The sequence below is a fragment of the Rhizobium sp. LjRoot30 genome, from assembly GCF_964253915.1.
GTDB lineage: Bacteria > Pseudomonadota > Alphaproteobacteria > Rhizobiales > Rhizobiaceae > Metarhizobium.
Window position 1 is genome coordinate 591821 of record NZ_CAXUSG020000002.1, and the last position, 21987, is coordinate 613807.

Here is a 21987-nt window from a genome sequence, read left to right on the forward strand (position 1 = left end):
TTCGGCTTTACGCTTCCGACACGCTTTTCGACAGAAGATAGGCCTCGGCGATTTCCCTCAGCCGCGGCTTTCCAAAACTCATCCCATGGCCACCATGGGCGATATGAAATTCAAGGCAGCGCAGGCGTTCCATGGTCACCGTGTAGGCTTCGACGTCACATCCCGGCAGGTCATCGACGAGCCTGCCGTCATAGATCGCGTCTCCGCTGAACAATATTCCTGTCTTTTCATCGAGAAGCCCGATCGATCCGGGAGAATGGCCGGGAAGATGCAGCACCGTGTAGCGGGCGTCGCCGATGTCGATTTCGTCGTTTTCCTTGAGAATCGTCGTCAGCGGCGCCGGTGGAATCGTGTATTTTTCCGGTGTCATGCCCGTGGGCGGAAGCTGGGTCAGGCCATCCGCCTGCATGCGAAAATAATGGGCCAGCGTGTCGCGGTCCGGCATCTGCGCGAATGCCGCCGTCTCTGCCTCATGGCCCAACCGGTTATCGAACTCGTGAAACGAACCGACGTGATCGACGTGAACGTGGGTCGCGACCGCAAGCACCGGCTTGCCGGGCGCTATGTCCAGCACGCTCCGGAGATTGGCGAGGCCCATGCCGAAATCGATGACCAGGTCGGCATCCCGGCCGACGACATGGAACATGTTGGCCCGGAAGAAGCTATGCACATACGGCTCGGAGAGCCGGGTCAGCCCCTCGCAGATCGTCTCCTTCGAAAACCAGTCCGTGTCGCTCACCCTTGCCTCCCTCAATGCAGCAGCTTGCCGAGAAAGCGCTTCGTACGCTCATGCGCCGGCGCGGAAAACAGGATGTCGGGCGCATTGCGCTCGATGATCTGGCCGCCATCCATGAACACCACTTCGCTCGCCACCTCGCGCGCGAAATTCATCTCGTGGGTGACGCAGACCATGGTCATGCCGTCGGCGGCAAGGGAAATCATCGTGTCCAGCACCTCCTTGACCATTTCGGGATCGAGCGCCGAGGTGGGCTCGTCGAACAGCATGATGCTGGGGTTCATGCAGAGCGCGCGCGCGATGGCGACACGCTGCTGCTGGCCACCGGACAACTGGCCGGGATATTTATCAGCCTTCTCCGGAATGTGGACACGCTCCAGATAGGCCATCGCGATCTCGGCCGCCTGCTTTTTCGGCAACTTGCGCACCCAGCGCTGGGCAACCGTGCAGTTTTCGAGAACCGTCAGATGCGGAAACAGGTTGAAGTGCTGGAAGACCATGCCGACATCGCTGCGAACGCGGTCGATACGCTTCAACTGATTGGTGAGTTCGATGCCGTTGATGATGATCGAGCCTTCCTGATGAACTTCGAGCCGGTTCATGCAGCGGATCAGCGTCGACTTGCCGGAGCCGGAGGGACCGCAGATCACGATACGCTGGCCCTTGTTCACCGTGAGGTCGACACCTTTCAGGACCTGGAAAGTGCCATACCATTTGTTGACGCCGGCCACCTCGATGGCGGCCTGCTGCGGAAGATCGGTCGTCGTTTGTGTGTTCATGTCCAACTCGGAGGTGAAGCGGGCATCAGCGATAACCGCGCGAAAGCACATATTCGATCCGATTCTGCGCAAGCGTCAGCACCGAAACGATGACGAGGTAATAGACGAGCGCCGCGCCATACCATTCCAGGAAGCGGAAGCTCGAGGCAATGGCGAACTGCGAAACGGTCATCAGTTCCTTGAGCGAGATCACCGTCGCCAGCGACGTGGTCTTCAGAAGCGAGATGAATTCGTTCATCAGTGCCGGAACCGCGATGCGGAGCGCCTGCGGCATGGTGATGACCAGGAAAATCTGCCAGCGATGCATGCCGAGGGCGGCTGCCCCTTCCCGCTGGCCATGGCCGACGGCGGCAAAGGCGCTGCGCAGGATTTCCGCCAGATAGGCGATCTGGATCAGCGACAGCGCCAGAAACGCCGCGACGAAGGGCGTGAACCATCCGGCGCGGAAAATCTCGGAAATCTGCGGCAGACCGTTCCAGACGAACAGCAAAACCAACAGAGCCGGCGCGCCGCGAAAGAGCCAGACATAAAGCGTCACCAGCCAGCGGACCGCCCTTCGCGGCGAGCCCGCCATGGAGCCGAGCCCCATGCCGAGCACGAGGGACACGGCCATGACACAGAGAGAAAGGCCGATCGTCAGGAGCGCCCCCTTGAAAAGGGGGGCGCTGAAGATCGCGTGCAGGAAGAGGTCGAGCTGGAACAACGTCGGAACCGTCCTGTCGTCAGTTGACGTCGTGGGAAACGTCGGTCGCCGTTTCCGGCAGGTTCCATTTCTTGAGCAGCGTCTTCATCTCGCCGCTGGCCTGCAAGGCCTCGATCGCCTCCTTCAGCATCTGGCGGTCGCCGTCGCTCTTGCGGAGATAGATGCCGTAGTTTTCGCTCTGGTCGTAGGTATAGGGAACGGCGAGGCGACCCGGAACCTGCAGCATGCGAAAGGCAGCCGTCGTATCCTGCGTGATGGTGGCCGTGGCACGGCCGACGAGGATCTGCTCGATGACGCCGGATGCCGACGGATAGGTCTGCGCCTGGATCGGCGCCTTGCCGGCAGCCTCAAGTTCCGCGTTCAGATCGGCGACCATCTTTTCATAAGACGTACCGGCCTCGATCGCCATCACCTTGCCGCTGACATCGGCCGGGACCTTCGTCTCGGCGTCATTGGCCGCGGTGACCATGACGATATGCGAGCTGAAATAGGGGATGCCGTCGTATTTTTCGAGGCGGGCCGGCGTGATCAGGATGCCGCTGGCGACCAGATCGCAGCGCTTCGAGTCGAGCGACGGAAGCAGGCCCTTGAAATCGCCGACGACATATTCGGCCTTGGCGCCCCACCGCTTGGCAATCGCGTCCATGACGTCGATCTCGAAGCCGACGAGATCCTTGTCGCCGGGGTTTTGATAATATTCCATCGGCGGGAATTCGCCGCCGGTGCAAACCTTCAGGACGCCGCCCGACACAAAATCGGGCTTCTGGTCTGCAGCGAGGCCATGGCCAGCGCCGATAAGGACGGCAAGCATGGTGCCGGCGAGAAGAGATGGTTTCATTCCCAGTCGTGCAGTCTTCATTATCATGTTCCCTTATTTTTAGGCTTCTTGGATTGGTGAAGTCGTATACGAACGTCTCCTGCAGACAAGCTAAATGTTTTCACGTTTTAAACGCAGAAAAACTAAACAATTTCTGTGAGGATCTGCCCGTATGTGTCGGTGTCGAAGGCTGGGAGGATCAGCGGCTCGACATGGCCGTCCCGGCGCGCGGTGAGGACGTATTGCATCATCGCTTCATTGCTCGGCATCTCGAAAACCTGCACGAAATCATAGGGTCCGAGCAGGGCATAGAAGGCGATCGAGCGACCGCCGAGCGCCGCCACGCGATCTTCGCTGACCTTGCGGCGCTTGGCGCTATCGGTCAGTTCGGCAAGCCCCTTTTGCGTCAGGCGCATCAGGGAAACATATTTCTGGTTCACAGGCGTCTCGGTCATTTCGTCGATGTTCCAAGCTTCTTGAGGCCAGCGAGAACCGCAGCCGTATCGGTGAGCGTGCCGAAAACGCCGTTCTCGACCGTCACCATGTGAAGGGCTGCTTCATGGGCGTATTGATCGCCGCTGGCGCAGGCATCGGAAATCGTCAGGCACTGGAAGTTGCGGTCGCAGGCTTCGCGCAGCGTCGTGTGGACGCAGACATCTGTGGTGCAGCCGGAAAACAGCAGATGCGTGATGCCCTGAGCGCGCAGGACATGTTCGAAATCCGTGTAGGTGAAGGCGCCGTTGCAGGTCTTGTCGACGATGATGTCTTCCGGGCGCACATCGAGTTCCGGGACGATCTCATAGCCGGGGCTGGAGCGCAGCAGCGCCGTGGTACCTTCAAGCCCGTTGCGTTTGCGGCGCCATTTTTCGTAAGGGGTCATATCCGCGAGATCGCCGCGATAGCCCTGTCGCGTGTGGATGATCTGCACGCCGGCCTCCCGGCAGGCGGCGATCAGCTGGCTGACTGCGGGAAGGATCGCGCGGAGCGGCGCCGGGTCATAGCCCTGGAGGGCGAAATAGCCTGTTGTCGAGAGGAAATCCTCCTGCAGGTCGATGACGATAAGCGCAGTGTGTTTCGCCTGCAGATTGCCGTCATAAGGAAAGTCGAATGGTTTTGCCGAAATCATGAACGTTCTCCTCTTTTTCGTTGAGATAGCACCCTTAACAGTTTGAAAAAATCAATTTATAATCACCGATATTGTTCGATTATTCCTAACGATAATCCGGATCCTTCGATGAGCCGCCTACCGCCGTACCTGCAATATCTGCCGGCCTTCGAGGCGACGGCACGCCTCGGCGGGGTGCGGCATGCGGCTGAAGAACTGAATCTCAGCCCCAGTGCCATCTCCCTGCAATTGAAGAAGCTCGGCGAGGCAACGGGCATCGTGCTGTTTCAGAAGGCGGGCCGGAATGTCGCGCTGACCCAGGCGGGCAGGGATTTTTCACAGGCGGTCGCCATATCGCTCGGTCAGTTGGACACGGCGACGCGGGCTTCGCGAAAAATCACCGCCGGCGACCAGCCGGCCGCGCTTTCGGTTTCGGTGCCGACCGCCCTCGGCATTGCCTGGCTAACATCGGTGCTCGTCGATTTTGCCGAAACGAACGGCATTTCCAACCTGACGATCAACGAGGCAATCACCGCTGCGGACGTGGATTGGGATAAAAACGACCTGGCCATCGTCTACGACAACCCGCCCTTCATCGGAAAATACTGGCGCTCGCTCAGCGAAGTCAGGCTCTGCGCCGTCTGTTCGCCGATACTGTTTCCACGGCTTGACCTGCGCAATCGCGACAGGAAACTGAGCTCGGTCGCCCTGCTGCACGAGGACGATGGCGGCGAATGGGCGAAGTGGTCCGTCGCCGCGCGGATCGGCCTGGAGGGAAATACGCGTGTGCGGGTGAATTCGGTGGCGCAGGCGATCGCCTCTGCCGTTCAGGGTCGCGGCGTGGCGCTGGTCTCCGATGTTCTGACGCGAAACTATCTGAGCGAAGGCCGGCTGATCCAACCGTTTTCGACCACGATCAACGCGGCGCGGGAATATTACATCGTCTGCCGTGTCGACCGGACAAACGACCCTGTTTTGCGCGCGCTTGCCGATCGCGTCATCGAGCAGTTGCGCCCTGGACGCGACCAGAGCGGCGGCTCGTCAACACCCTGATTGAGGAAAGACATCGATGGCGCTGCCTCCCCTTCATGCATTTCGCGTCTTCGAAAGCGTCGCGCGGCTTGGCAATCTCAGCGCGGCTGCGGCGGAATTGCATGTGACGCCGGGTGCCGTCAGCCAGCAGATCCGCGCCTTGCAGACGTCACTCGGCGTCGAACTGTTTCAGAAACGCGGCCGCCAGCTGGCCCTGACGCCCAGCGGAAGCCAGCTGCAGCGCTCGGTGGCCAGCGCGATGGACGCGATCCAGACCGGCGTGCGCCAGCTTTCGGCGCAGAGATATGATGAAGCCAGCAAGCGGAGCTTGACCATCTCCATCCCGCAGGTGCACGGCGTGGCGTGGCTTGCCACCCGGCTTTTCGCCTTCATGGCCGAAATCCCGAATTTCCAGCTGAAGGTCCTCACCGCCAGTTTTTTCCACACTGTCGATTGGCGCAAGACGGATGTCGCCATCGTCTACGGCGCGCCGCCGTGGCCGGGTTTCTGGTGGCGGCTGCTGCACGGCATCCGCATGACGCCGGTCTGCAGCCCGCAACTCCTGCGCGGGCCGAACGCCATTCGACAACCCTCCGACCTCGCCTATCATCGGCTGCTGCACGAAGACGACGGTTCGCAGTGGCGCCGCTGGCAGGCGGAGGCGGGCATTGCTTATGCCGGAGAGGCGGACGTCTATTTCGACGATTTCGGCATCGTCCTTCAGGCCGCGCGAGACGGTTTCGGCGTGGCACTCAGCGATGAGGTGGTTTCCGCCCGCGATCTCGATGAAGGCCGCCTCGTCCAGCCGCTGCAACTCAGCGTGCCGGCCCTTCACAACTACTATTGCATCTGCCCGGAAGCGAAACGGGAAACCGACGAAGTCAGCTATTTCATCAATTGGCTGATTGAAGAAACGGCGATGGCCTGAAGGCTCGACGCCGGATGCCGGCACTGAACATCCTGATATGGAAGATGCGGCGAGTATCTCGCCGCATCCCAAGTCTGATGATCAGGCCTGGATAAAGGCCAGCAGATCCGCATTGAGAACGTCGGCATTGATGGTCAGCATGCCGTGCGAGAAACCGGGATAGGTCTTCAGCGTGCCGTTTTTCAGCAGCTTAACCGATTTCAGCGCGGAATCCGCGATGGGAACGATCTGGTCGTCTTCGCCGTGCAGAACCAGCGTCGGAACCGTGATCGCCTTCAGGTCTTCGGTCTGGTCGGTTTCGGAGAAGGCCTTGATGCCGTCGTAATGGGCCTTTGCGCCGCCCATCATGCCCTGACGCCACCAATTCTGGATCACGCCTTCCTGCACCGTGGCGCCATCACGGTTAAAACCGTAGAACGGGCCTGCCGGGACATCGCGGAAGAACTGCGCACGATTGGCGGCGAGTGCCGAACGGAAGCCGTCGAAGACTTCGAGCGGCAGGCCTTCCGGATTGGCTTCGGTCTTCAGCATCAGCGGCGGAACGGCGGAGACGAGAACGGCCTTGGCAACGCGGCCAGCCGGCTGGCCGTGCTTGGCGACGTAACGGGCAACTTCGCCGCCACCGGTGGAGTGGCCGATATGGACGGCATTCTTCAGGTCGAGATGCTCGGCAACGGCAAAGGCATCGGCGGCATAGTGATCCATGTCATGTCCCTCGGCAACCTGGGCAGAGCGGCCATGGCCACGGCGATCATGGGCGACGACGCGGAACCCCTTGGAGAGGAAGAACAGCATCTGGGCATCCCAATCGTCGGACGACAGCGGCCAGCCATGATGGAAAACGATCGGCTGAGCGTCCTTCGGACCCCAATCCTTGTAGAAGATTTCGACGCCGTCCTTGGTTGTTACAGTGCTCATGGTCTTGTTTCCTTCCGTGAGGGGCTTGGTGGATGCAGCATCGGCTGCGAGGGTGAACTGGGTGGGAATGGCAAGAGCGGCAGCGGCGGCGGCTCCGGAGAGCAAGGCGCCTCGGCGGGTGATGGAGATGGTGTTCGTCGTCATGTCAGTTCCTCGGATCGTTTTCGCTTGTTTCAAACGACCCTCTCTTTCGTCTGATATAGGCATATTGACCGGAAACATTAGCCTCAACAATTGCACTAATTTTTCCGAATTAATTGCGTTTTTTGAAATTATTATGAAGGGCGGCGGATACCGCCCTTCCGTATTCCCTCACGCGGCCCCAGGCCTGTTGATCGTCAGGAAATGACGCACGACGGGCTTTTCCGGACCAGTGTGATAGCCGAGCACCCTGCCCTGCAGATCGGCATCGGCATTGGAGACCCGCTTGTGCTGGCGCAGGTGCTCGGCCCAGGATTCGACCATGAACCATTCGACCAGTTTTTGCGGATCGGCCGAGTCCTCGGTCACACCCCAACCATAGGCACCATCGCGGCGGCGCTCCTGGGAGAGTTCGTCGAGGGCATGCAGGAAGGCGGTGCGGTGGTGCTTTTCGACATGGTATTCGATGAGGATGAGTACGGGGCCGCGATCATGGGCAACGGGTTCGGCGACAAGCGGTTCCGGCCAATGGTTGGATGGAACCATATCCGCATCGCCGGCGGGCAGTTTCAGGCGGTGCATGATCAAGCCTGCAACGAGCAATCCGGCGGCACCGATCAACAGAGTGCCCTGGATGCCTGCGGCTTCGCCGACCGCACCCCAACCGATGCTGCCCGCCGTCATCGCACCGTTGAAGACGGTGAGGTAGACGGCAAGGCCGCGGCCACGCACCCAATTGGGCAGGATGGACTGGGCTGCCCCGTTAAGCGTGGTCAGCGCCGTGATCCATGCCGCACCGAGGAACAGCAGGATGACAATGGCAAGCCATTTCGGCGGAGCCAGCGCCAGAGCGCCCATGACCAGCGCAGTGATGACGGCTGCACCGAGCAGCAGGCCATCTGCGTCAAAGCGCTCACGCAGCTTCGGCATCACCAGCGCCCCGCCGATCGCGCCGGCGCCGACGGCGCCGAGCAGGATACCGTAGAAGCTGGCATCGCCACCGAGCAGTTGCCGGGCAACGAGCGGCAGCAGTGCCCAGATGGCACTGGCAAAGGCAAAAAAGATTGCCGCACGGACGAGCACGACATGCAGCGGCCGGCTGGCGCGGGTATAACGCAGACCGGCACGAAATGCGCCAAAGAAACCTTCCGCCAGCGCATCATTGGCGTTCTTGGCACGCGGCCACCAGACGAGCGCGGCGATGACGACGAGATAGCTGGCAACATCCGCACCGTAGGTGACGCCGGCCCCGAAGGCGGCCAGCAGCAGGCCGCCGGCAGCGGGACCGATGGAGCGGGCGATGTTGATGCCGAGCGAGTTGAGCGCCACGGCGCTTTTGACATCCTGGCGCGGCACGAGTTCTGGAACGATGGCCTGCCAAGTCGGCCCCATCAAAGCGGCACCGATACCGCCGACGAATGTCAGGGCGATAAGGGAACTGATCGACAGCATGCCCGTATGGGCAAGAACCATCAGCGTGAGGCTGACCGATGCCAGCAGAAACTGGACCGCGATCAGGAATTTGCGGCGGTCGAGGATATCGGTGAGCACGCCGGCGGGAATAGCGAGCAGGAAGATCGGCAGCGTACCCGCCGCCTGAACCATGGCGACCGCGGCCGGCGAGGCGGAGAGATCCGTCATCAACCAGGAGCTGGCGACATCCCGCATGAAGCTGCCGGTATTGCCGAGAACCGTGGCTGCCCAGAGGACGGCAAAGACCGGTTGGGCGAGCGGGGCAAAACTGCCGCCGGAGGATTTTGCGGCGCTCATTTGCCCTCTCCCTTGGTCAGGTCAAACGCGGCAACGATAACGAAGGCGCCGGCGAGGCCGAGATGTTCGAAGAAGGCATTGGTCGCCATCATGCGATCCATGCCGGGGGCCATTTCCCAGAAACGGAGGGCAATAAAGGTGGCGAGAAGCGTGAAGCCGGAAAGCGCAAGCGCGCCTGCCCAGCGCAGGAAACCCGACACCACCATGGCGGACGCCGTCAACTCGAACACGATGACAGCAACCGCGAAGAAGCCGGCCGGATGCAGGCCGAAATGCGCCATCTCGGCCAAGGCGCCGTTGAAATCGAAGATCTTGGTGAGCGGCCCCTGGATATAGGCTGCGCAAAGCGCCAGAAGTGCTGCAGTGCGTGTCGCGGGCGCAGCAATGACGCGGGAGAGCAACGTGCTCGGGCGCTGAATGGAAGACGAGTGATCGGTCATGTCTGCTCCTGTACGTTTGGCCGGTCGAAGCGAGCGGCGTTGTTGTCGGCTGATGGAGCGATCTTGGCCGGAAAGATTGCCGCCAACAATTGCATCAATAATTGAGATTTAGTTGCGAAAATTGAAACAATTACCGAATGGGCAGCACTGCTGCCCATTCGAGCCGGGCCTTACACAGCCCAGCAGGAGCAGCCGAGGGCACCGAAGAACCCCTTCAGGTCGGAGATCGGCAGCTTCGAAGTCCAGGCGCCGGCATGATCGTGGCCATGGACGCCGCAATCATTGGCGCAGCCGCAGGAGGAGATGGCCGTACGACGGAGCGAGTTGCGCCCTGCCCCTTCCGGTTCACCCCAGGCAGCGTAACCACCGAATTTGCGCACCGGCGACCAGTCGGGCATGGCGGGCGGTACGGCGTTTTCATCCAGCGCCTTGAAGTCACCGGTGCCATAAACGATCTTGCCGCCCACCATGGTCAGATCAGAGGTGAGGAAGGAAATCTCGTCCTCGGCGCAGGAGAAGAAATCCTTGTCCGGAACGACGAGGTCGGCGAACTGGCCCTTTTCGATGCGGCCCTTCTTGCCTTCCTCGTTAGAGAACCAGGTGACTTTTTCTGTCCACATGCGAAGCGCCGTCTCGCGGTCAAGGCAATTGGCGCGCGGATAGAGCTGCATGCCGCCCACCGTCTTTCCGGTCACCATCCACGACAACGACACCCATGGGTTATAGGAGGCAACGCGGGTGGCATCGGTGCCGGCCGAGACATTGACGCCCTTGTCGAGCATGCGGCGGATCGGCGGGGTGGCCTCGGCGACACCGTGACCGTAACGCTCGACGAAATATTCGCCCTGATAGGCCATGCGGTGCTGGGTGGCGATACCGCCGCCAAGCGCTGCGATGCGGTCGATCGAACGGTCCGAGATGGTTTCCGCGTGATCGAAGAACCAGTTGAGGCCTTCGAGCGGAATGTCCTTGTTGACCTTTTCGAAGACATCGAGCGACCGCGAAATGGTCTCGTCATAGGTGGCATGCATTCGCCAGGGCCAGCGATTTTCAGCAAGCACCCGGACGACTTCTTCCAGTTCGCCTTCCATTTCCGGCGCCATTTCCGGGCGCGGCTGGCGGAAATCCTCGAAATCGGCGGCGGAAAAGACCAGCATTTCGCCGGCACCGTTGTGACGGAAGTAGTCGTTGCCCTGCTTGTATTTCACCGATTGCGTCCAGTTGAGGAAATCCTGCTTCTCTTCCTTGGGCTTCTGGGTGAAGAGATTGTAGGCAAGGCGAACGGTGAGTTGGTTCTCATCCGACAGCGTCTGGATGACCGCGTAGTCATCAGGATAATTCTGGTAACCGCCGCCCGCGTCAATAACGCCGGTAATGCCGAGGCGGTTCAGTTCACGCATGAAATGGCGGGTCGAGTTGACCTGGTATTCCAGCGGCAGTTTTGGCCCCTTGGCGAGCGTCGAATAGAGGATGCCGGCATTCGGCTTGGCCAGCAGCATGCCGGTCGGGTTGCCGTTCGCATCGCGGGTGATCTCGCCGCCCGGAGGGTTCGGCGTATCGCGGGTATAGCCGACGGCGCGAAGGGCCGCACCGTTCAGGAGCGCGCGGTCATAGAGGTGCAGCAGGAAGACCGGCGTATCGGGGGCGACCGCATTGATCTCCTCGATCGTCGGCAGTCGCTTTTCGACGAACTGATGCTCGGTAAAACCGCCGACGACACGCACCCATTGCGGCGCGGGCGTGATCGCCACCTGCCGCTTCAGCATGTCCATGGCATCCGCCAGGGAGCGGACGCCATCCCAGCGCAGCTCCATATTGTAGTTCAGGCCACCGCGAACGACATGGGTATGATTGTCGATCAGGCCGGGCAGGACACGCTTGCCCTTGAGATCGACGACCTTGGTCTCGGGGCCGGCAAGCGCCATGATCTCACCGTCCGATCCGACCTCCAGGAACAGGCCATCCTTGATGGCGATTGCCGTGGCATTGGGGTTGGCACGGTCGAGCGTGGTCACCCGGCCGTTGTGGAGGATGATATCGGGATGCATGGTATCGGCTCCGGTTTTGACGGGATCGGCGGCGCGGGCCGGCGAAAAAAGCGAAGGAAAGGCGAGACTGGAGGCCGCGGCGAGAAGGCTTCGACGGGTCGGCATCAGCTTCTCTCCTCTGCTGAGGGTGTCCGGCCGCGGGCCAGATCTTCGGTCGGCTTCATGCCCTTCGGCATGTGGCCGAACATATGCGGCTTGATCTGATGAACCCACGAGATCGCTGCGGGCTCCTTGCTCCAGAGGGTCTTGGCGAGCGGAATGATCTGCTCGCCGACGAGGATGCCGAGCAGGCCGACCAGGGCGATGACCGGCGGAGCGGGCGAACGGACATTGAGCAGACTGTAGACGATGCCGACCAGCAGACCGGCGCCCAGAGACAGAAGATAGACTTTCATGGTGAAACCTCCTTGGTGACAGGAAGGCCGCTCCGAGCAGTGTCCGTCGGAGCGGCGCCATCAGGCCTTACTTGGCGGGGTTGGGGCCGATGCGCTTGCCGTGCGTCACACGCTCGGCCGCGTCGTGGACCATGGTGTAGGCATAATCGATGCCCATGCCGTAGGCGCCGGAGTGTTCCTTGACCAGCGAGGTGACGGCGTCATAGGTTTCGCGGCGTGCCCAATCGCGCTGCCATTCGAGCAGAACCTGCTGCCAGGTGACCGGGATGACACCGGCCTGAACCATGCGGTCCATCGCATATTTGTGGGCGTCCGCGGAGGTGCCGCCGGAAGCGTCGGCAACCATGTAGATTTCGTAGTCCGGAACGTCGTGGAGTGCCGAGAGGGCGAAGGTGGTGTTGCAGACTTCGGTCCACAGGCCCGAAACGACGATCTTCTTGCGGCCTTCGGCAGCGTTCTTTGCCAGCGCATCCCGGACATTCTGGTCGTCCCAGGAGTTCATCGACGTGCGCTCCAGGATGTCGTTTTCGGGGTAAACCGAGAGCAGCTCCGGGAAGGTGTGGCCGGAGAAGGAGAGTGTCTCGACCGTGGTGATGGTGGTCGGGACGTTGAAGATCTTGGCAGCCTTGGCAAGGCCGACGACATTGTTCTTCAAAACCTGGCGATCGATCGACTGGACACCAAAGGCCATCTGCGGCTGCTGGTCGATGAAGATAAGCTGGCTGTTCTTCGGGGTCAGGACTTCGAGCTTGGACATTTTAGGTTCCTCTTCCGTTTGTTGAACCGCTGAAGCGGCAGGTTTTGACTGGGCAGCACCTGCCGATGGGGCACCGGGATACCGGCATCCGTCTCGGGAGGCTGATGAGTGCCGGGAGGCTTTCGAGTTTTGCCGTTCCGTTCACTCTTGTTCGTCTTGGCTGCCGAAAAGAAACCTAGAGCGATTTTTCAATTCACGGAATTGCAATATTAATTGCGAATGAATTGCGATTTTTGCAATTATCGTATCTTGCCCTTCCGGCTCCCGCCGCGTCTTGGGCTCAAGCTTTAATGGTGATTTTTGGCGACGCGAAAAATCGCTCAATTGTCGCAACGGGTCTTGTCTCAAAGTCCGGTGAATTGAACATAAGGAACATTAGATTTGCCAAATTGCAAAAAACGAACCTGCGTTAGCAGGGCCGTGCGCATTGAGGTCAATTCAAGAAAAACGGCTCAGCTGTTGCGTCGCCAGTTTCCGGGCGCCATGCCCACGACGTTGGTGAACACCCTGGTGAAATGGCTCTGATCGGCAAACCCGCAGGAGATCGCAACATCCGAGAGCGAGGCCTCCGAGCCACGCAGAAGCTTGCGCGCCCGCATTATCCGCTCGTTGAGAAGCCATTGATAGGGCGTCATTCCGGTAGTCTCGCGAAACGCGCGGATAAAATAGCCGCGCGACAGATTGCAGGCGCGTGAGACCTCGAGAACGGATATGTCTCCATCGATATTTTCGAGAAGCAGGCTTTTGGCAAGCGCCTCGTGCGTGCGCGACAATTTTCTGGAGCGCAAGGCGGATGCCGCAGTCCTGCCACCGTAACGCTGCACCAGGTGGGTTCCGATGGCCGTCGCCAGCTGGTCGATAAACAACTTGTTTGCCTCGGCCGGTCGTTCCAATGCCGGTATCAGCGCGCGGACGAGATTGGCAAGCACGGGGGCGGTCGATGCGGTCAGTGCTTCGAGCGACGTGACGCCGGGTAGGTCAGCCTCCTCGGCGATCCGGTTCAACGCGGCAGGAGAAATCTCGAGCAGCAGGAAATCGAACGAACCGCTGAAATCCGCCTTGTAGCTCTCCGCGAGGTTGCGGATGTAGATCGAGTCGGCCTCAAACGCATGCGTGGTCGCATGGTGCTCGTGAAAGATGCGACGGGTATGCCCGGCAAGCGTCGAGATGCCGACGGCAAAACCACGGTCGCTGGCCGGTGTCAGCACCTGCTCGATCTTGTCGTCCCGCGTCCCCTTGCGGAAAAACGACAGATCCGCGCCCTGAAGTTTCTGGTCCTTGTAGAGCTTGTCGAAAGGGCAGCCGAAACTGTCGGTGCCCTGCCCGCTGGAAGATTTTGCTCCGACGATGGATTTACGGACCACGGCGCACTACTTTCTGTTTCAATCATTCGAGGAGGACATGCGTCTGGTGTCACGTTGGAAGGGGATTCGTCCATTCCAATCAATCACGTGCATGATTATCGAATATGATCGAAGACGCCATACCGCTAAAGTCGAAACGACCGGACGGTCCGACGCCTTTTTACGAAAACCGACTTCCGGAACCGTGGACGTACAGGCGTACGCGGAAACTAGCGAGACACATGTGAGTGAAGCACTGCCCGTAGGCGAAAAAATTGCGGAATGTTTCGGAACCGGCAGTGCCCGCTCTCTGGTCACCAGGCCACTTCAGGGAGCCGAACTCACCATCACCCATCTGTGGCGCCGATACGAACACGCGGACACGCCTGTCGTACTCCCGGCCGATGATGCGTTTCTGGTCGTGCTTTATCTCATCGATGTCGAGCATCGCGATATCTGGCCGGATCGACCGCCAGCGCCGCTAAAGCTTTACCCAAAGGGCTCCATCTGCCTGATCAGCCTCACCGAGGGTGCCGCAATCGCTATCAGCGGCGGTTTCGAAGCCGTTGTCTTTCATATTCCACGCCTGCATCTGGCGGAACTTGCAGACAAGGCAGGCGAGCTGCGGGTGGACGACCTGGCGATCTGTCGCGGGATAGAAGACCGGACGATCCGCGATATCGGCGCCGCGTTGATGCCGCTTTTCGGCGGCCAGGATGACGGCGAAGGCCGGCTTTTGGCACATGTGGGGTTGGCGTTCAGCGCCCATATCGCGCATCAGTACGGACGCTCCCGCTATCGGCATTAAGCGCCGCAGTCGGTGAGACGTGCGGCGCTGCTGTTCTTGTCCATTCCGTATTCGACCTTGATCACGCGGCCAAGGACTCGAGGTTCGCTTCGATCCTGTCGCGGAAGGGCTCATAGCGGCCCGGCAGCTTGAGCGCTTCACCCAGATGCGCGGTATCCTCGTCGCGGTTGAAACCAGGTTCATTGGTGGCGATTTCGAACAGAATACCACCCGGCGTACGGAAATAGATTGCCCAGAAGTAATCGCGATCGATGACCGGCGTGACCTGGTAACCGGTATCCATCAGTGCCTTGCGGACCTCCAGCTGCTTTTCCCTGTTGTCGACGGCGAAAGCGATATGGTGGACGGAGCCGGCCCCCTGACGGGCGAACGATGCCTTCGGCAGCGCAGCCACATCGATCGTATCGGCACCGTTGCCGCCGGGGATGATGAAGCGGGTCACATCGCCTTGCTTTTCAGCGCGCTGGTAACCCATGAAACCGAGAAGCTCTTCGGTCGCAGCTGCGTCATGAAGGTTGAACCGGGCACCGGCAAAGCCGCGAATGGCGACATCCTCGGAGATGCCTTGCGCAGTCCAGGGCGTACGGGCGTCATCAGCGGCTTCAACCAGCGCCAGCGCATCGCCATCCGGCCCCCGGAAGCGCAGGCGGTTGGCGCCAAACACCATATCGGCCTCGATCCCGTCAACGCCTTGCGCGGCAAAGCGATCCTGCCAGAATGTCAGGGCGCCCTTCGGCACCGAGAACTGGGTCTCACCCACTTCCCCGACGCCCGGACGACCAAGCATCATGTGCGGAAACGGAAAATAGGTCATGACCGTGCCGGCCGAGCCGTTTTCGTCGCCGTAATAGAGGTGATAGACGCTCGGATCATCGAAATTGACGGTCTGCTTGACGCGGCGCAGGCCGAGTGTGTTGGTGAAGAAACGGTTGTTCTGGGCGGCATTCGACGCCATCGATGTGACGTGGTGCAGTCCCTTGATATCCTTGATCATGTCGCTGGCCTTTCTTTCGGCTGTGTTCGTTTTGATGAGCAACATGTAAGGCGATTGATCGATCACCGGAATTGCAATATTAATTTCGATTGAATTGCCAATATTGAAATAATCGGATGAACGACTACAAAGCCCTGAAAACCTTCCTCCTGGCGGCCGAGAAGCGAAACTTCGCTCAGGTCGCCCGCGAACTCGACATGACGCCGGCCGCCGTGACGCGGGCGATCGCGGCGCTTGAAGCCGATCTCGGCATGCAGCTTTTCGTGCGCACGACACGACAGGTGTCGCTGACGACGGATGGCGCCGTGTTTGCCGCGCAGATCCAGCCGGCCATCAAGGCTCTGGAAGAGGCGCGAAAGGATGTGATGAACGCCCACAAGGCGGATCAGGGGCGACTGCGCATCAGCGCGCCCACCTGGTTCGGCAAGGCCGTGCTGCCGCCGATCCTCTCGGGGTTCAAGGAACGATACCCCAAGATGAGTTTCGAGATCTCGCTGTCGGACGGATTGGTGAACATTGTCGATGAAGACTACGATCTGGCGATCCGTATCTCGTCGCAACCCTCCGACAAGTTCACCATCTGGCGCAAGATCCGCGTCGTGCCGCGCATTCTCGTGGCCGCGCCGGCAAGCCGGTATGTGAACATGCAGCTTCCGAGCGAACTCACGCCGGACGATTGCCTTGCCTATAGCGGCGAAAGCCGTCGCGAGACATGGGTCCTCTCCGATGGCGGATCGAGCATAACCATATCGGCCGGCCGCTCCTTCAGCGCCAACAATGGCGAAGTGCTGGCGGATATGGCGGCGGATGGCGCAGGTGTCGCCATGCTGCCCGGCTTTCACATCGCCGAGCATCTGAGGACCGGCCGTCTCGTACATGTCTTCAAGGGCTGGACGCCGCCGGACCTCTGGCTGACCCTCTATTATCCGCCCTATCAGGCGCTTCCGCCGCGCATCGCCTCTTTCTCGAAATTTTTCGAAGAGCAGATACCGGCGCTGATGACGATGATCGACTGAGCGAGGCGGCAGAGTATTGCCGCCTTTAACGTTTTCCGGCGGAGACCGCCGCCTTTTCTGCGCCACCGTCGCGCGCAAGTTCATCCATCAGCAGAGCGAGCAGGCCGGGAAACCGGGCTTCGATGTCGTCCCGGCGGAGCGAGCAGGCACGGCGATTTCCGTAATCGATCTGGCTGATCAGGCCGGCTTCCCGCAAGATCTTGAAATGATGCGTCAGGGAAGCCTTTGCCACCGGAAAGCCGAAGGACACGCAATTCCGCTCCGTGCGATCCGGAAGCGCTGCCAGAATAGCGATCACAGTACGCCGAAGCGGATCGGAGAGTGTGGAAAATACGACGCTGAGATCGATCTCGTCCCGGGCGGGTTGTGGAAGAAGGTCTGCCATGGGACAAATCTACGAAAATCGGCCGGCCGAAGCAAGTCAAAGGTATGCCTTGACGTATACCTCTGCGAGGCATAGGTATGGCTAAGATCATACCATCGATCTCAAGACAGCTGCTGGTGTGATTGAGGCATCGTCACCAGCATCGCCCTTGAAATTCTGTGGGCATGATTTCCACCCATCTCTGCCAAAAGGGAGCCACATGCCCCAGCCCAAGCTTTTCACACCCTTCAAGATCCGCAATCTCGAACTCGAGAACCGTATAGCAATCGCTCCGATGTGCACGTATTCGGCCGTGGACGGGTGCATGACCGACTGGCATCTGATCCATCTGGGACAGCTGGCCTTGTCCGGCGCCGGATTGCTGACGATCGAGGCAACCGCGGTGGTTCCCGAAGGTCGCATCAGCTACGGCGATGTCGGCCTGTACAATGACGCCACGGAGGCCGCCATGCGCCGGACGCTGGAGGGCATCCGGAAATGGTCGAACATGCCGATTGCCGTTCAGCTTGCCCATGCCGGGCGCAAGGCATCGTCCGATCTGCCGTGGCGCGGCGGCGGGCAAATCGCTCCGGACCATCAGAACGGGTGGCAGACGGAAGCGCCCTCACCGGTCCCCTTCAAATCAACGGACAACGCCCCTACCGAACTGAGCCGTGAGCGGATGCAGGCTATCCGCGAGGCTTTCGCGGCAGCTGCGGTACGCGCGGCACGTATCGGCATCGACGCCGTCCAGATCCATGCCGCACATGGCTATCTCCTGCATTCCTTCCTGTCGCCGCTCGCCAATCGCCGGACGGATGAGTATGGCGGCAGCCTCGAAAACCGGATGCGTTTCCCGCTGGAGGTTTTCGATGCGGTGCGTGCAGCTTTCCCCGCAGACAAGGTGGTGTCCGTTCGCGTCTCGGCGACGGATTGGCACGACGGCGGCTGGAATATCGAGGAGACCATCGAATTCGCAAAGGCGCTGGAGCGTCGCGGCTGCGATGCCATCAACGTCTCGAGCGGTGGCCTGCACGTCGATCAGAAGATCCCGATTTCCCCCAGCTACCAGGTGCCGTTTGCCCGCGCGATCAAAGCGGCGGTAACCATGCCGGTCGTCGCCGTCGGTTTGATCACCGAGCCTTCACAGGCGGAAGCGATCATCGCGACAGGCGATGCCGATCTTGTCGGCTTGGCCCGGACGATCCTGTATGATCCGCGCTGGCCATGGCATGCTGCCGCGGCACTTGGCGGGGAGGTTTCCGCAGCACCCCAATACCATCGCAGCCAGCCCTCGACGTTGAAGTCGTTGTTCAAGATGTAACCGGGGATGGCGACAACGGGAGACCGACGAAACCCACTTCGAACTTTTCCAGCCGTGTTGCGTTTACCTTTCGAACGTCAACAATCCTGAAGGAGAATGCAAATGGATTGGAATCGTGTCGAAGGCAACTGGAAGCAGTTCAAGGGCAACGTCAAGGAACAGTGGGGCAAGCTGACCGATGACGATCTGGATGTGATCGCCGGCAAGCGCGACCAGCTGGAAGGCAAAATCCAGGAACGCTACGGTATCGCAAAGGATCGTGCCCGCAAGGACATCGATGACTGGTACGGCCGCCAGACCTGGAACTAAGCCGTTCTGGTTTCGTCAAGCAAAACCCCGCCTCAAGCGGGGTTTTTTGTTGTCTCGAAGGAGAGTGGACGCCGACGCGCAAGCCCGGCAACGGTCACCTGAAGCCAGATGGCAGCCGTCACCTTCTCATTTTCATCGGGGCGCGAATTGCCAGTTGCAGCAAGGATTCCCGCGACCTGTATCCTCTGCGATAGAACTGCATGACAATGGCCGCATAATAGTCGGGGTCGAACGGTTTCCCGAAGGCTTGCAGCTTTTCCCTGACTTCATCGAATACGCTTTGGCAAAGTTTAATATCGTCATTGTGAAGAATACCCTGCATAGAATTCCCCCTCATTGAGTCGTTAAATATTGTGCAACGCTACGGCCGGTTTCTTTGCAAGGGGTGGAGAAAAAGCCTAAAATTTTAACGATGCTGCAAATGATACGATATCGACCGGTGCAGGGCCGCTAGACGCCGTGTCGGCGCGACGGATCGCGATCCAAATCCAGCCTCGGCCAATCCAGTCAATCTATATGCACGCGACCTAATGTTATTGAAGGATCGTGCATGATTGAGCAGCAGGACGATGGGCTGGTTGCAGCGGGCAACGAACGGGTATCCTCGGATATGCTGCCTGCCCGTGGCTATGGGCGGGTCCGGGCCTGGGCGGCGGGGTATCCGCTGAGGTCGCCATTTTTCCGCCTCCTGCTGATCACTCTTCTCCTCTCGGCGTTGCATCACTCGGTCGCCCTGGAGACAGCGGCCTATGTTGCCGGCCTCAGTTTTCTGGGTGGCGTGCGTTATCCGACGCCCTTTGCGCGGATGCGCGGCGCCAGGGCTCGCCGCGAAAAGCGCGCCGCCTCGGCACAGCGTACCGCCAACAAGCAGGCGGAGATCGCCAGGGCTCAGGCTGTCCTGCTTCGCCAGAATTCTGCCGAGGCGCATCTGGTCGCCCTCGGCGACAAGGAGGTTCTGTTTTCCGAGGATGGCAGCGCCTTCATCATGTATGCGCGCCAAGGCGGGAAGCTGATCGCCCTTTTCGACCCGGTCGGCCCGACGGAGTGCCGGCGGGAACTGGTTCTGGCATTCAGGGCGCTGGCCTTTTCGCTGGGCTGCAAGCCGGTGTTCTACCAGGCATCGCCCGAGCTTCTTTCGCTCTGCCAGGACCTCGGCATGCGCGGCTTCAAGCTCGGCGAGCTTGCCGAAATCAGGCTCGACCTGTTCGAGATGAAGGGCAAGGAATGGGCAAGCCTGCGCCGGGCGACCAACCGGGCCGAACGCGACGGCCTGGAGTTCGAGATCGTGGAGGCCTCGGACGTCACCCCGCTTCTGCCTGATATCGCCGCGGTTTCGAATGCCTGGCTGGCACAAAACAATGCGCAGGAAAAACGTTTTTCGCTTGGTTTCTTCACCGAGGACTATGCCTGCGCCCATCCGCTCGCCGTCTTGCGACAGGATGGCAGGATCATTGCCTTCATGAACCTGCTGGTCTCAGGAGAAAGCGTCTTTGTCGATCTGATGCGGTTCGTTCCAGGTGTCCATCGCGGGGTGATGGATCTTCTGATGGTGCGCACCATCGAGTTTCTGAAGCAGCGCGGCTACCGGCGGCTCAATTTGGGCATGGCGCCGCTCTCCGGCCTGTCGGCCCACCGCAATGCGCCGCTCTGGGACCGGGCCGGCCGGCTTGTCTTCGAGAAGGGCAACCGCTTCTACAACTTCAAGGGACTTCTGGCGTTCAAATCGAAATTCGATCCGCAGTGGAAACCACGCTACCTTGTGGTTCCCAAGGAGGCCAATCCCTTTGTCTGCGCCGCCGCTTCCGCCGCCCTCATCGGTGGCGGCCTCAAGGGAGTTTTCCGCCGATGATCCGCCGTTTCGCCGCAACGGCCCTTGCTCTGCTCGCCCTGTCCGTATCGCCGCTCGCGGCCGAAGACACGGCGATCAACACCGGCCACATCCCCTCGCCGCGTATTCTGGTGCCGGCGAACCCGACCAATACGACGATCTTCCTCCTGTCCGACAAAGCGGGCTGGACCAAGCTCGAACAGGACCTGGCCGAAAAACTCCACGATCAGGGCGCCATAGTCGTCGGCATCGATGTGCCGCGGTATCTTGCCGTTCTGGAGGGCGAAACCCGCTCCTGCTCCTACACGGTTTCGGCGATCGAAAGCCTGAGCCAGCAGCTGCAGCGCCGCGCCGGGCTCAACGGATATCATGCGCCGATAATTGCCGGGGCCGGTCTCGGCGGCACGATGGCCCTGGCCATTGCGGCACAGACGCCGGCCGCCACCATCGGCGGCACGGTTTCCGTCGATCCGGACCTGGTCCTGCCTTTGTCGAAACCATTCTGTACCCCCGCTCGGAAAACGCCGGAGGCTGGCGGTTATCGGTATGGTTTGACCAAAGGAGCCTTGCCCAACCCGATCGAAATCCTGTTCAGCTCGAATGCGACGGAGCAAGCGCAGGAACATGCCGCCTCGCTACAGTCCGAACATCCGGATATCGTTTCGACGGACACCGAAGAGATGCCGCTTGCAGCCCTGGCAACAACGCTCGAAAACCGGATGCAGGCGCAGCGTGAACAGGTCGACAGCCTGCCGCTTGCGATCATCGACGCCGTTCCCGCCCACGACACGATGGCGATCATCATTTCCGGTGACGGTGGATGGCGCGATATCGACAAGAAGGTTGCGGGCTATCTTGCCGGTCACGGCATTCCGTCGGTGGGCCTCGACGCGCTGCGTTACTTCTGGTCGGAAAAGACCCCGGAAGGCACGGCACGGGACGTGGAGCGGATCGTCGATCTCTATTCGCGCCAGTTCAAGACACGCCATGTGCTGCTGATCGGTTACTCCTTCGGCGCCAATGTGCTGCCGTCGACGTTTCGCAACATGGGCAAGCCCTACCAGGATCGGGTGCGCCTGATCTCCCTGCTCGCCTTGTCGCATAAGGCGGATTACCAGATTTCCGTCATGGGCTGGCTTGGTTCCGAAGGTGCCGGCGCCGCCGGAGACCCAACGGACGATGTCCGCCGGATCGGCCCCGAAAAGGTCCAGTGCATCTATGGCCTTGCCGAAGCCGACAGCGCTTGCCCCGCCCTTGCTACGACGACAGCCGAGGTCATCGGCATTTCCGGCGGCCATCATTTCGATGGCGACTATGAAGCGCTGACCCGCCGGATCGTCGATTCAATGAAGACCCGGCTTCAGTCGCAACCCGGAGAATGACGGCCGAGAGCAACTCCGGCAAACGCGCGGCGGGTTGGCTGGATGCTTTC

General features: G+C 60.4%; 25 protein-coding genes. 8 read left to right on the plus strand and 17 right to left on the minus strand.

All coding sequences use genetic code 11. From position 1 onward, the window contains the following. Positions 1-7: 7 nt before the first annotated feature. The 6 genes from ACSQ3I_RS06690 to ACSQ3I_RS06715 all read right to left on the minus strand — a co-directional run bounded on the left by ACSQ3I_RS06690 (position 8) and on the right by ACSQ3I_RS06715 (position 4161). Positions 8-739, minus strand: coding sequence for an MBL fold metallo-hydrolase (locus ACSQ3I_RS06690; protein ID WP_435997216.1), 732 nt, complete (start codon positions 737-739; stop codon positions 8-10). A gap of 11 nt (positions 740-750) precedes the next feature. Beyond that, on the minus strand, positions 751-1515 hold the full coding sequence (locus tag ACSQ3I_RS06695) for an amino acid ABC transporter ATP-binding protein (protein WP_435997218.1): 765 nt from the start codon (positions 1513-1515) through the stop codon (positions 751-753). Between the two features lie 25 nt (positions 1516-1540). Next, complete coding sequence (locus tag ACSQ3I_RS06700) at positions 1541-2218, minus strand: amino acid ABC transporter permease (RefSeq protein WP_435997220.1); 678 nt, start codon at positions 2216-2218, stop codon at positions 1541-1543. A gap of 19 nt (positions 2219-2237) precedes the next feature. Further along, complete coding sequence (locus ACSQ3I_RS06705; RefSeq protein ID WP_435997222.1) at positions 2238-3077, minus strand: transporter substrate-binding domain-containing protein; 840 nt, start codon at positions 3075-3077, stop codon at positions 2238-2240. Positions 3078-3178: 101 nt separating this feature from the next. Beyond that, on the minus strand, positions 3179-3490 hold the full coding sequence (locus ACSQ3I_RS06710; protein ID WP_435997223.1) for a GYD domain-containing protein: 312 nt from the start codon (positions 3488-3490) through the stop codon (positions 3179-3181). After that, entirely contained in the window at positions 3487-4161 is a 675-nt protein-coding gene (locus ACSQ3I_RS06715) for a cysteine hydrolase family protein (protein WP_435997224.1), read from the minus strand. The genes ACSQ3I_RS06710 and ACSQ3I_RS06715 overlap by 4 nt, the downstream gene beginning before the upstream one ends. A 108-nt stretch (positions 4162-4269) precedes the next feature. Between ACSQ3I_RS06715 and ACSQ3I_RS06720 the strand changes: the two genes are divergently transcribed. Both ACSQ3I_RS06720 and ACSQ3I_RS06725 read left to right on the plus strand, forming a co-directional pair. Next, entirely contained in the window at positions 4270-5193 is a 924-nt protein-coding gene (locus ACSQ3I_RS06720; protein ID WP_435997225.1) for a LysR substrate-binding domain-containing protein, read from the plus strand. A 16-nt stretch (positions 5194-5209) separates the two neighbouring features. Next, positions 5210-6100, plus strand: a complete 891-nt coding sequence (locus ACSQ3I_RS06725; protein ID WP_435997227.1) for a LysR substrate-binding domain-containing protein — start codon at positions 5210-5212, stop codon at positions 6098-6100. Positions 6101-6181: 81 nt separating this feature from the next. Here the strand turns inward: ACSQ3I_RS06725 and ACSQ3I_RS06730 are convergent, their stop codons facing one another. From ACSQ3I_RS06730 to ACSQ3I_RS06765, 8 genes are all read right to left on the minus strand, one after another. Then, positions 6182-7162 carry an alpha/beta fold hydrolase gene (locus ACSQ3I_RS06730; RefSeq protein ID WP_435997229.1) on the minus strand — a complete coding sequence of 327 codons (981 nt, stop codon included), beginning with the start codon at positions 7160-7162 and terminating at the stop codon, positions 6182-6184. A 168-nt stretch (positions 7163-7330) separates the two neighbouring features. Beyond that, entirely contained in the window at positions 7331-8929 is a 1599-nt protein-coding gene (locus ACSQ3I_RS06735) for an MFS transporter (protein ID WP_435997230.1), read from the minus strand. After that, positions 8926-9369 carry a DoxX family protein gene (locus ACSQ3I_RS06740; RefSeq protein WP_435997231.1) on the minus strand — a complete coding sequence of 148 codons (444 nt, stop codon included), beginning with the start codon at positions 9367-9369 and terminating at the stop codon, positions 8926-8928. Before ACSQ3I_RS06740 ends, ACSQ3I_RS06735 begins: the two co-directional genes overlap by 4 nt. Then, positions 9366-9527, minus strand: coding sequence for a hypothetical protein (locus ACSQ3I_RS06745; protein ID WP_435997232.1), 162 nt, complete (start codon positions 9525-9527; stop codon positions 9366-9368). The genes ACSQ3I_RS06740 and ACSQ3I_RS06745 overlap by 4 nt, the downstream gene beginning before the upstream one ends. Positions 9528-9539: 12 nt before the next feature. Next, entirely contained in the window at positions 9540-11522 is a 1983-nt protein-coding gene (locus ACSQ3I_RS06750) for an amidohydrolase (RefSeq protein WP_435997233.1), read from the minus strand. After that, entirely contained in the window at positions 11522-11812 is a 291-nt protein-coding gene (locus ACSQ3I_RS06755) for a XapX domain-containing protein (RefSeq protein ID WP_435997234.1), read from the minus strand. The genes ACSQ3I_RS06750 and ACSQ3I_RS06755 overlap by 1 nt, the downstream gene beginning before the upstream one ends. A gap of 67 nt (positions 11813-11879) precedes the next feature. Beyond that, complete coding sequence (locus ACSQ3I_RS06760; protein ID WP_435997235.1) at positions 11880-12569, minus strand: hydrolase; 690 nt, start codon at positions 12567-12569, stop codon at positions 11880-11882. Positions 12570-13021: 452 nt separating this feature from the next. Then, on the minus strand, positions 13022-13933 hold the full coding sequence (locus ACSQ3I_RS06765) for a helix-turn-helix domain-containing protein (RefSeq protein ID WP_435997236.1): 912 nt from the start codon (positions 13931-13933) through the stop codon (positions 13022-13024). On the opposite strand from ACSQ3I_RS06765, the gene ACSQ3I_RS06770 reads away from it, so the two are divergent. Next, the gene (locus ACSQ3I_RS06770) at positions 13917-14720 is read left to right on the plus strand and encodes a hypothetical protein (protein WP_435997237.1); all 804 of its coding nucleotides are present in this window, start codon (positions 13917-13919) and stop codon (positions 14718-14720) included. The genes ACSQ3I_RS06765 and ACSQ3I_RS06770 overlap by 17 nt on opposite strands. Before the next feature lie 61 nt (positions 14721-14781). Here the strand turns inward: ACSQ3I_RS06770 and ACSQ3I_RS06775 are convergent, their stop codons facing one another. Continuing rightward, on the minus strand, positions 14782-15714 hold the full coding sequence (locus ACSQ3I_RS06775; RefSeq protein ID WP_435997238.1) for a VOC family protein: 933 nt from the start codon (positions 15712-15714) through the stop codon (positions 14782-14784). 116 nt (positions 15715-15830) lie between these two features. Here ACSQ3I_RS06775 and ACSQ3I_RS06780 point away from each other — a divergent pair, with 116 nt between their 5' ends. Next, positions 15831-16730, plus strand: coding sequence for a LysR family transcriptional regulator (locus tag ACSQ3I_RS06780; RefSeq protein ID WP_435997239.1), 900 nt, complete (start codon positions 15831-15833; stop codon positions 16728-16730). Between the two features lie 25 nt (positions 16731-16755). Here ACSQ3I_RS06780 and ACSQ3I_RS06785 read toward each other — a convergent pair whose 3' ends face one another. Beyond that, positions 16756-17115, minus strand: coding sequence for an ArsR/SmtB family transcription factor (locus ACSQ3I_RS06785; RefSeq protein ID WP_435997240.1), 360 nt, complete (start codon positions 17113-17115; stop codon positions 16756-16758). 199 nt (positions 17116-17314) lie between these two features. Here ACSQ3I_RS06785 and ACSQ3I_RS06790 point away from each other — a divergent pair, with 199 nt between their 5' ends. After that, complete coding sequence (locus tag ACSQ3I_RS06790; protein ID WP_435997241.1) at positions 17315-18418, plus strand: NADH:flavin oxidoreductase/NADH oxidase; 1104 nt, start codon at positions 17315-17317, stop codon at positions 18416-18418. Between the two features lie 102 nt (positions 18419-18520). Then, a complete protein-coding gene (locus ACSQ3I_RS06795) occupies positions 18521-18727 on the plus strand; it encodes a CsbD family protein (protein ID WP_435997242.1) in 207 nt (68 codons plus the stop codon). Between the two features lie 118 nt (positions 18728-18845). On the opposite strand, the gene ACSQ3I_RS06800 is transcribed toward ACSQ3I_RS06795, so the two are convergent. Further along, entirely contained in the window at positions 18846-19049 is a 204-nt protein-coding gene (locus ACSQ3I_RS06800; RefSeq protein WP_435997243.1) for a hypothetical protein, read from the minus strand. A 228-nt stretch (positions 19050-19277) separates the two neighbouring features. On the opposite strand from ACSQ3I_RS06800, the gene ACSQ3I_RS06805 reads away from it, so the two are divergent. Next, entirely contained in the window at positions 19278-20576 is a 1299-nt protein-coding gene (locus tag ACSQ3I_RS06805) for a GNAT family N-acetyltransferase (protein WP_435997245.1), read from the plus strand. Beyond that, positions 20573-21937 (plus strand): virulence factor family protein, encoded by a 1365-nt coding sequence (locus tag ACSQ3I_RS06810; protein WP_435997247.1) that lies wholly within the window; start codon positions 20573-20575, stop codon positions 21935-21937. The genes ACSQ3I_RS06805 and ACSQ3I_RS06810 overlap by 4 nt, the downstream gene beginning before the upstream one ends. Positions 21938-21987 lie beyond the last annotated feature (50 nt).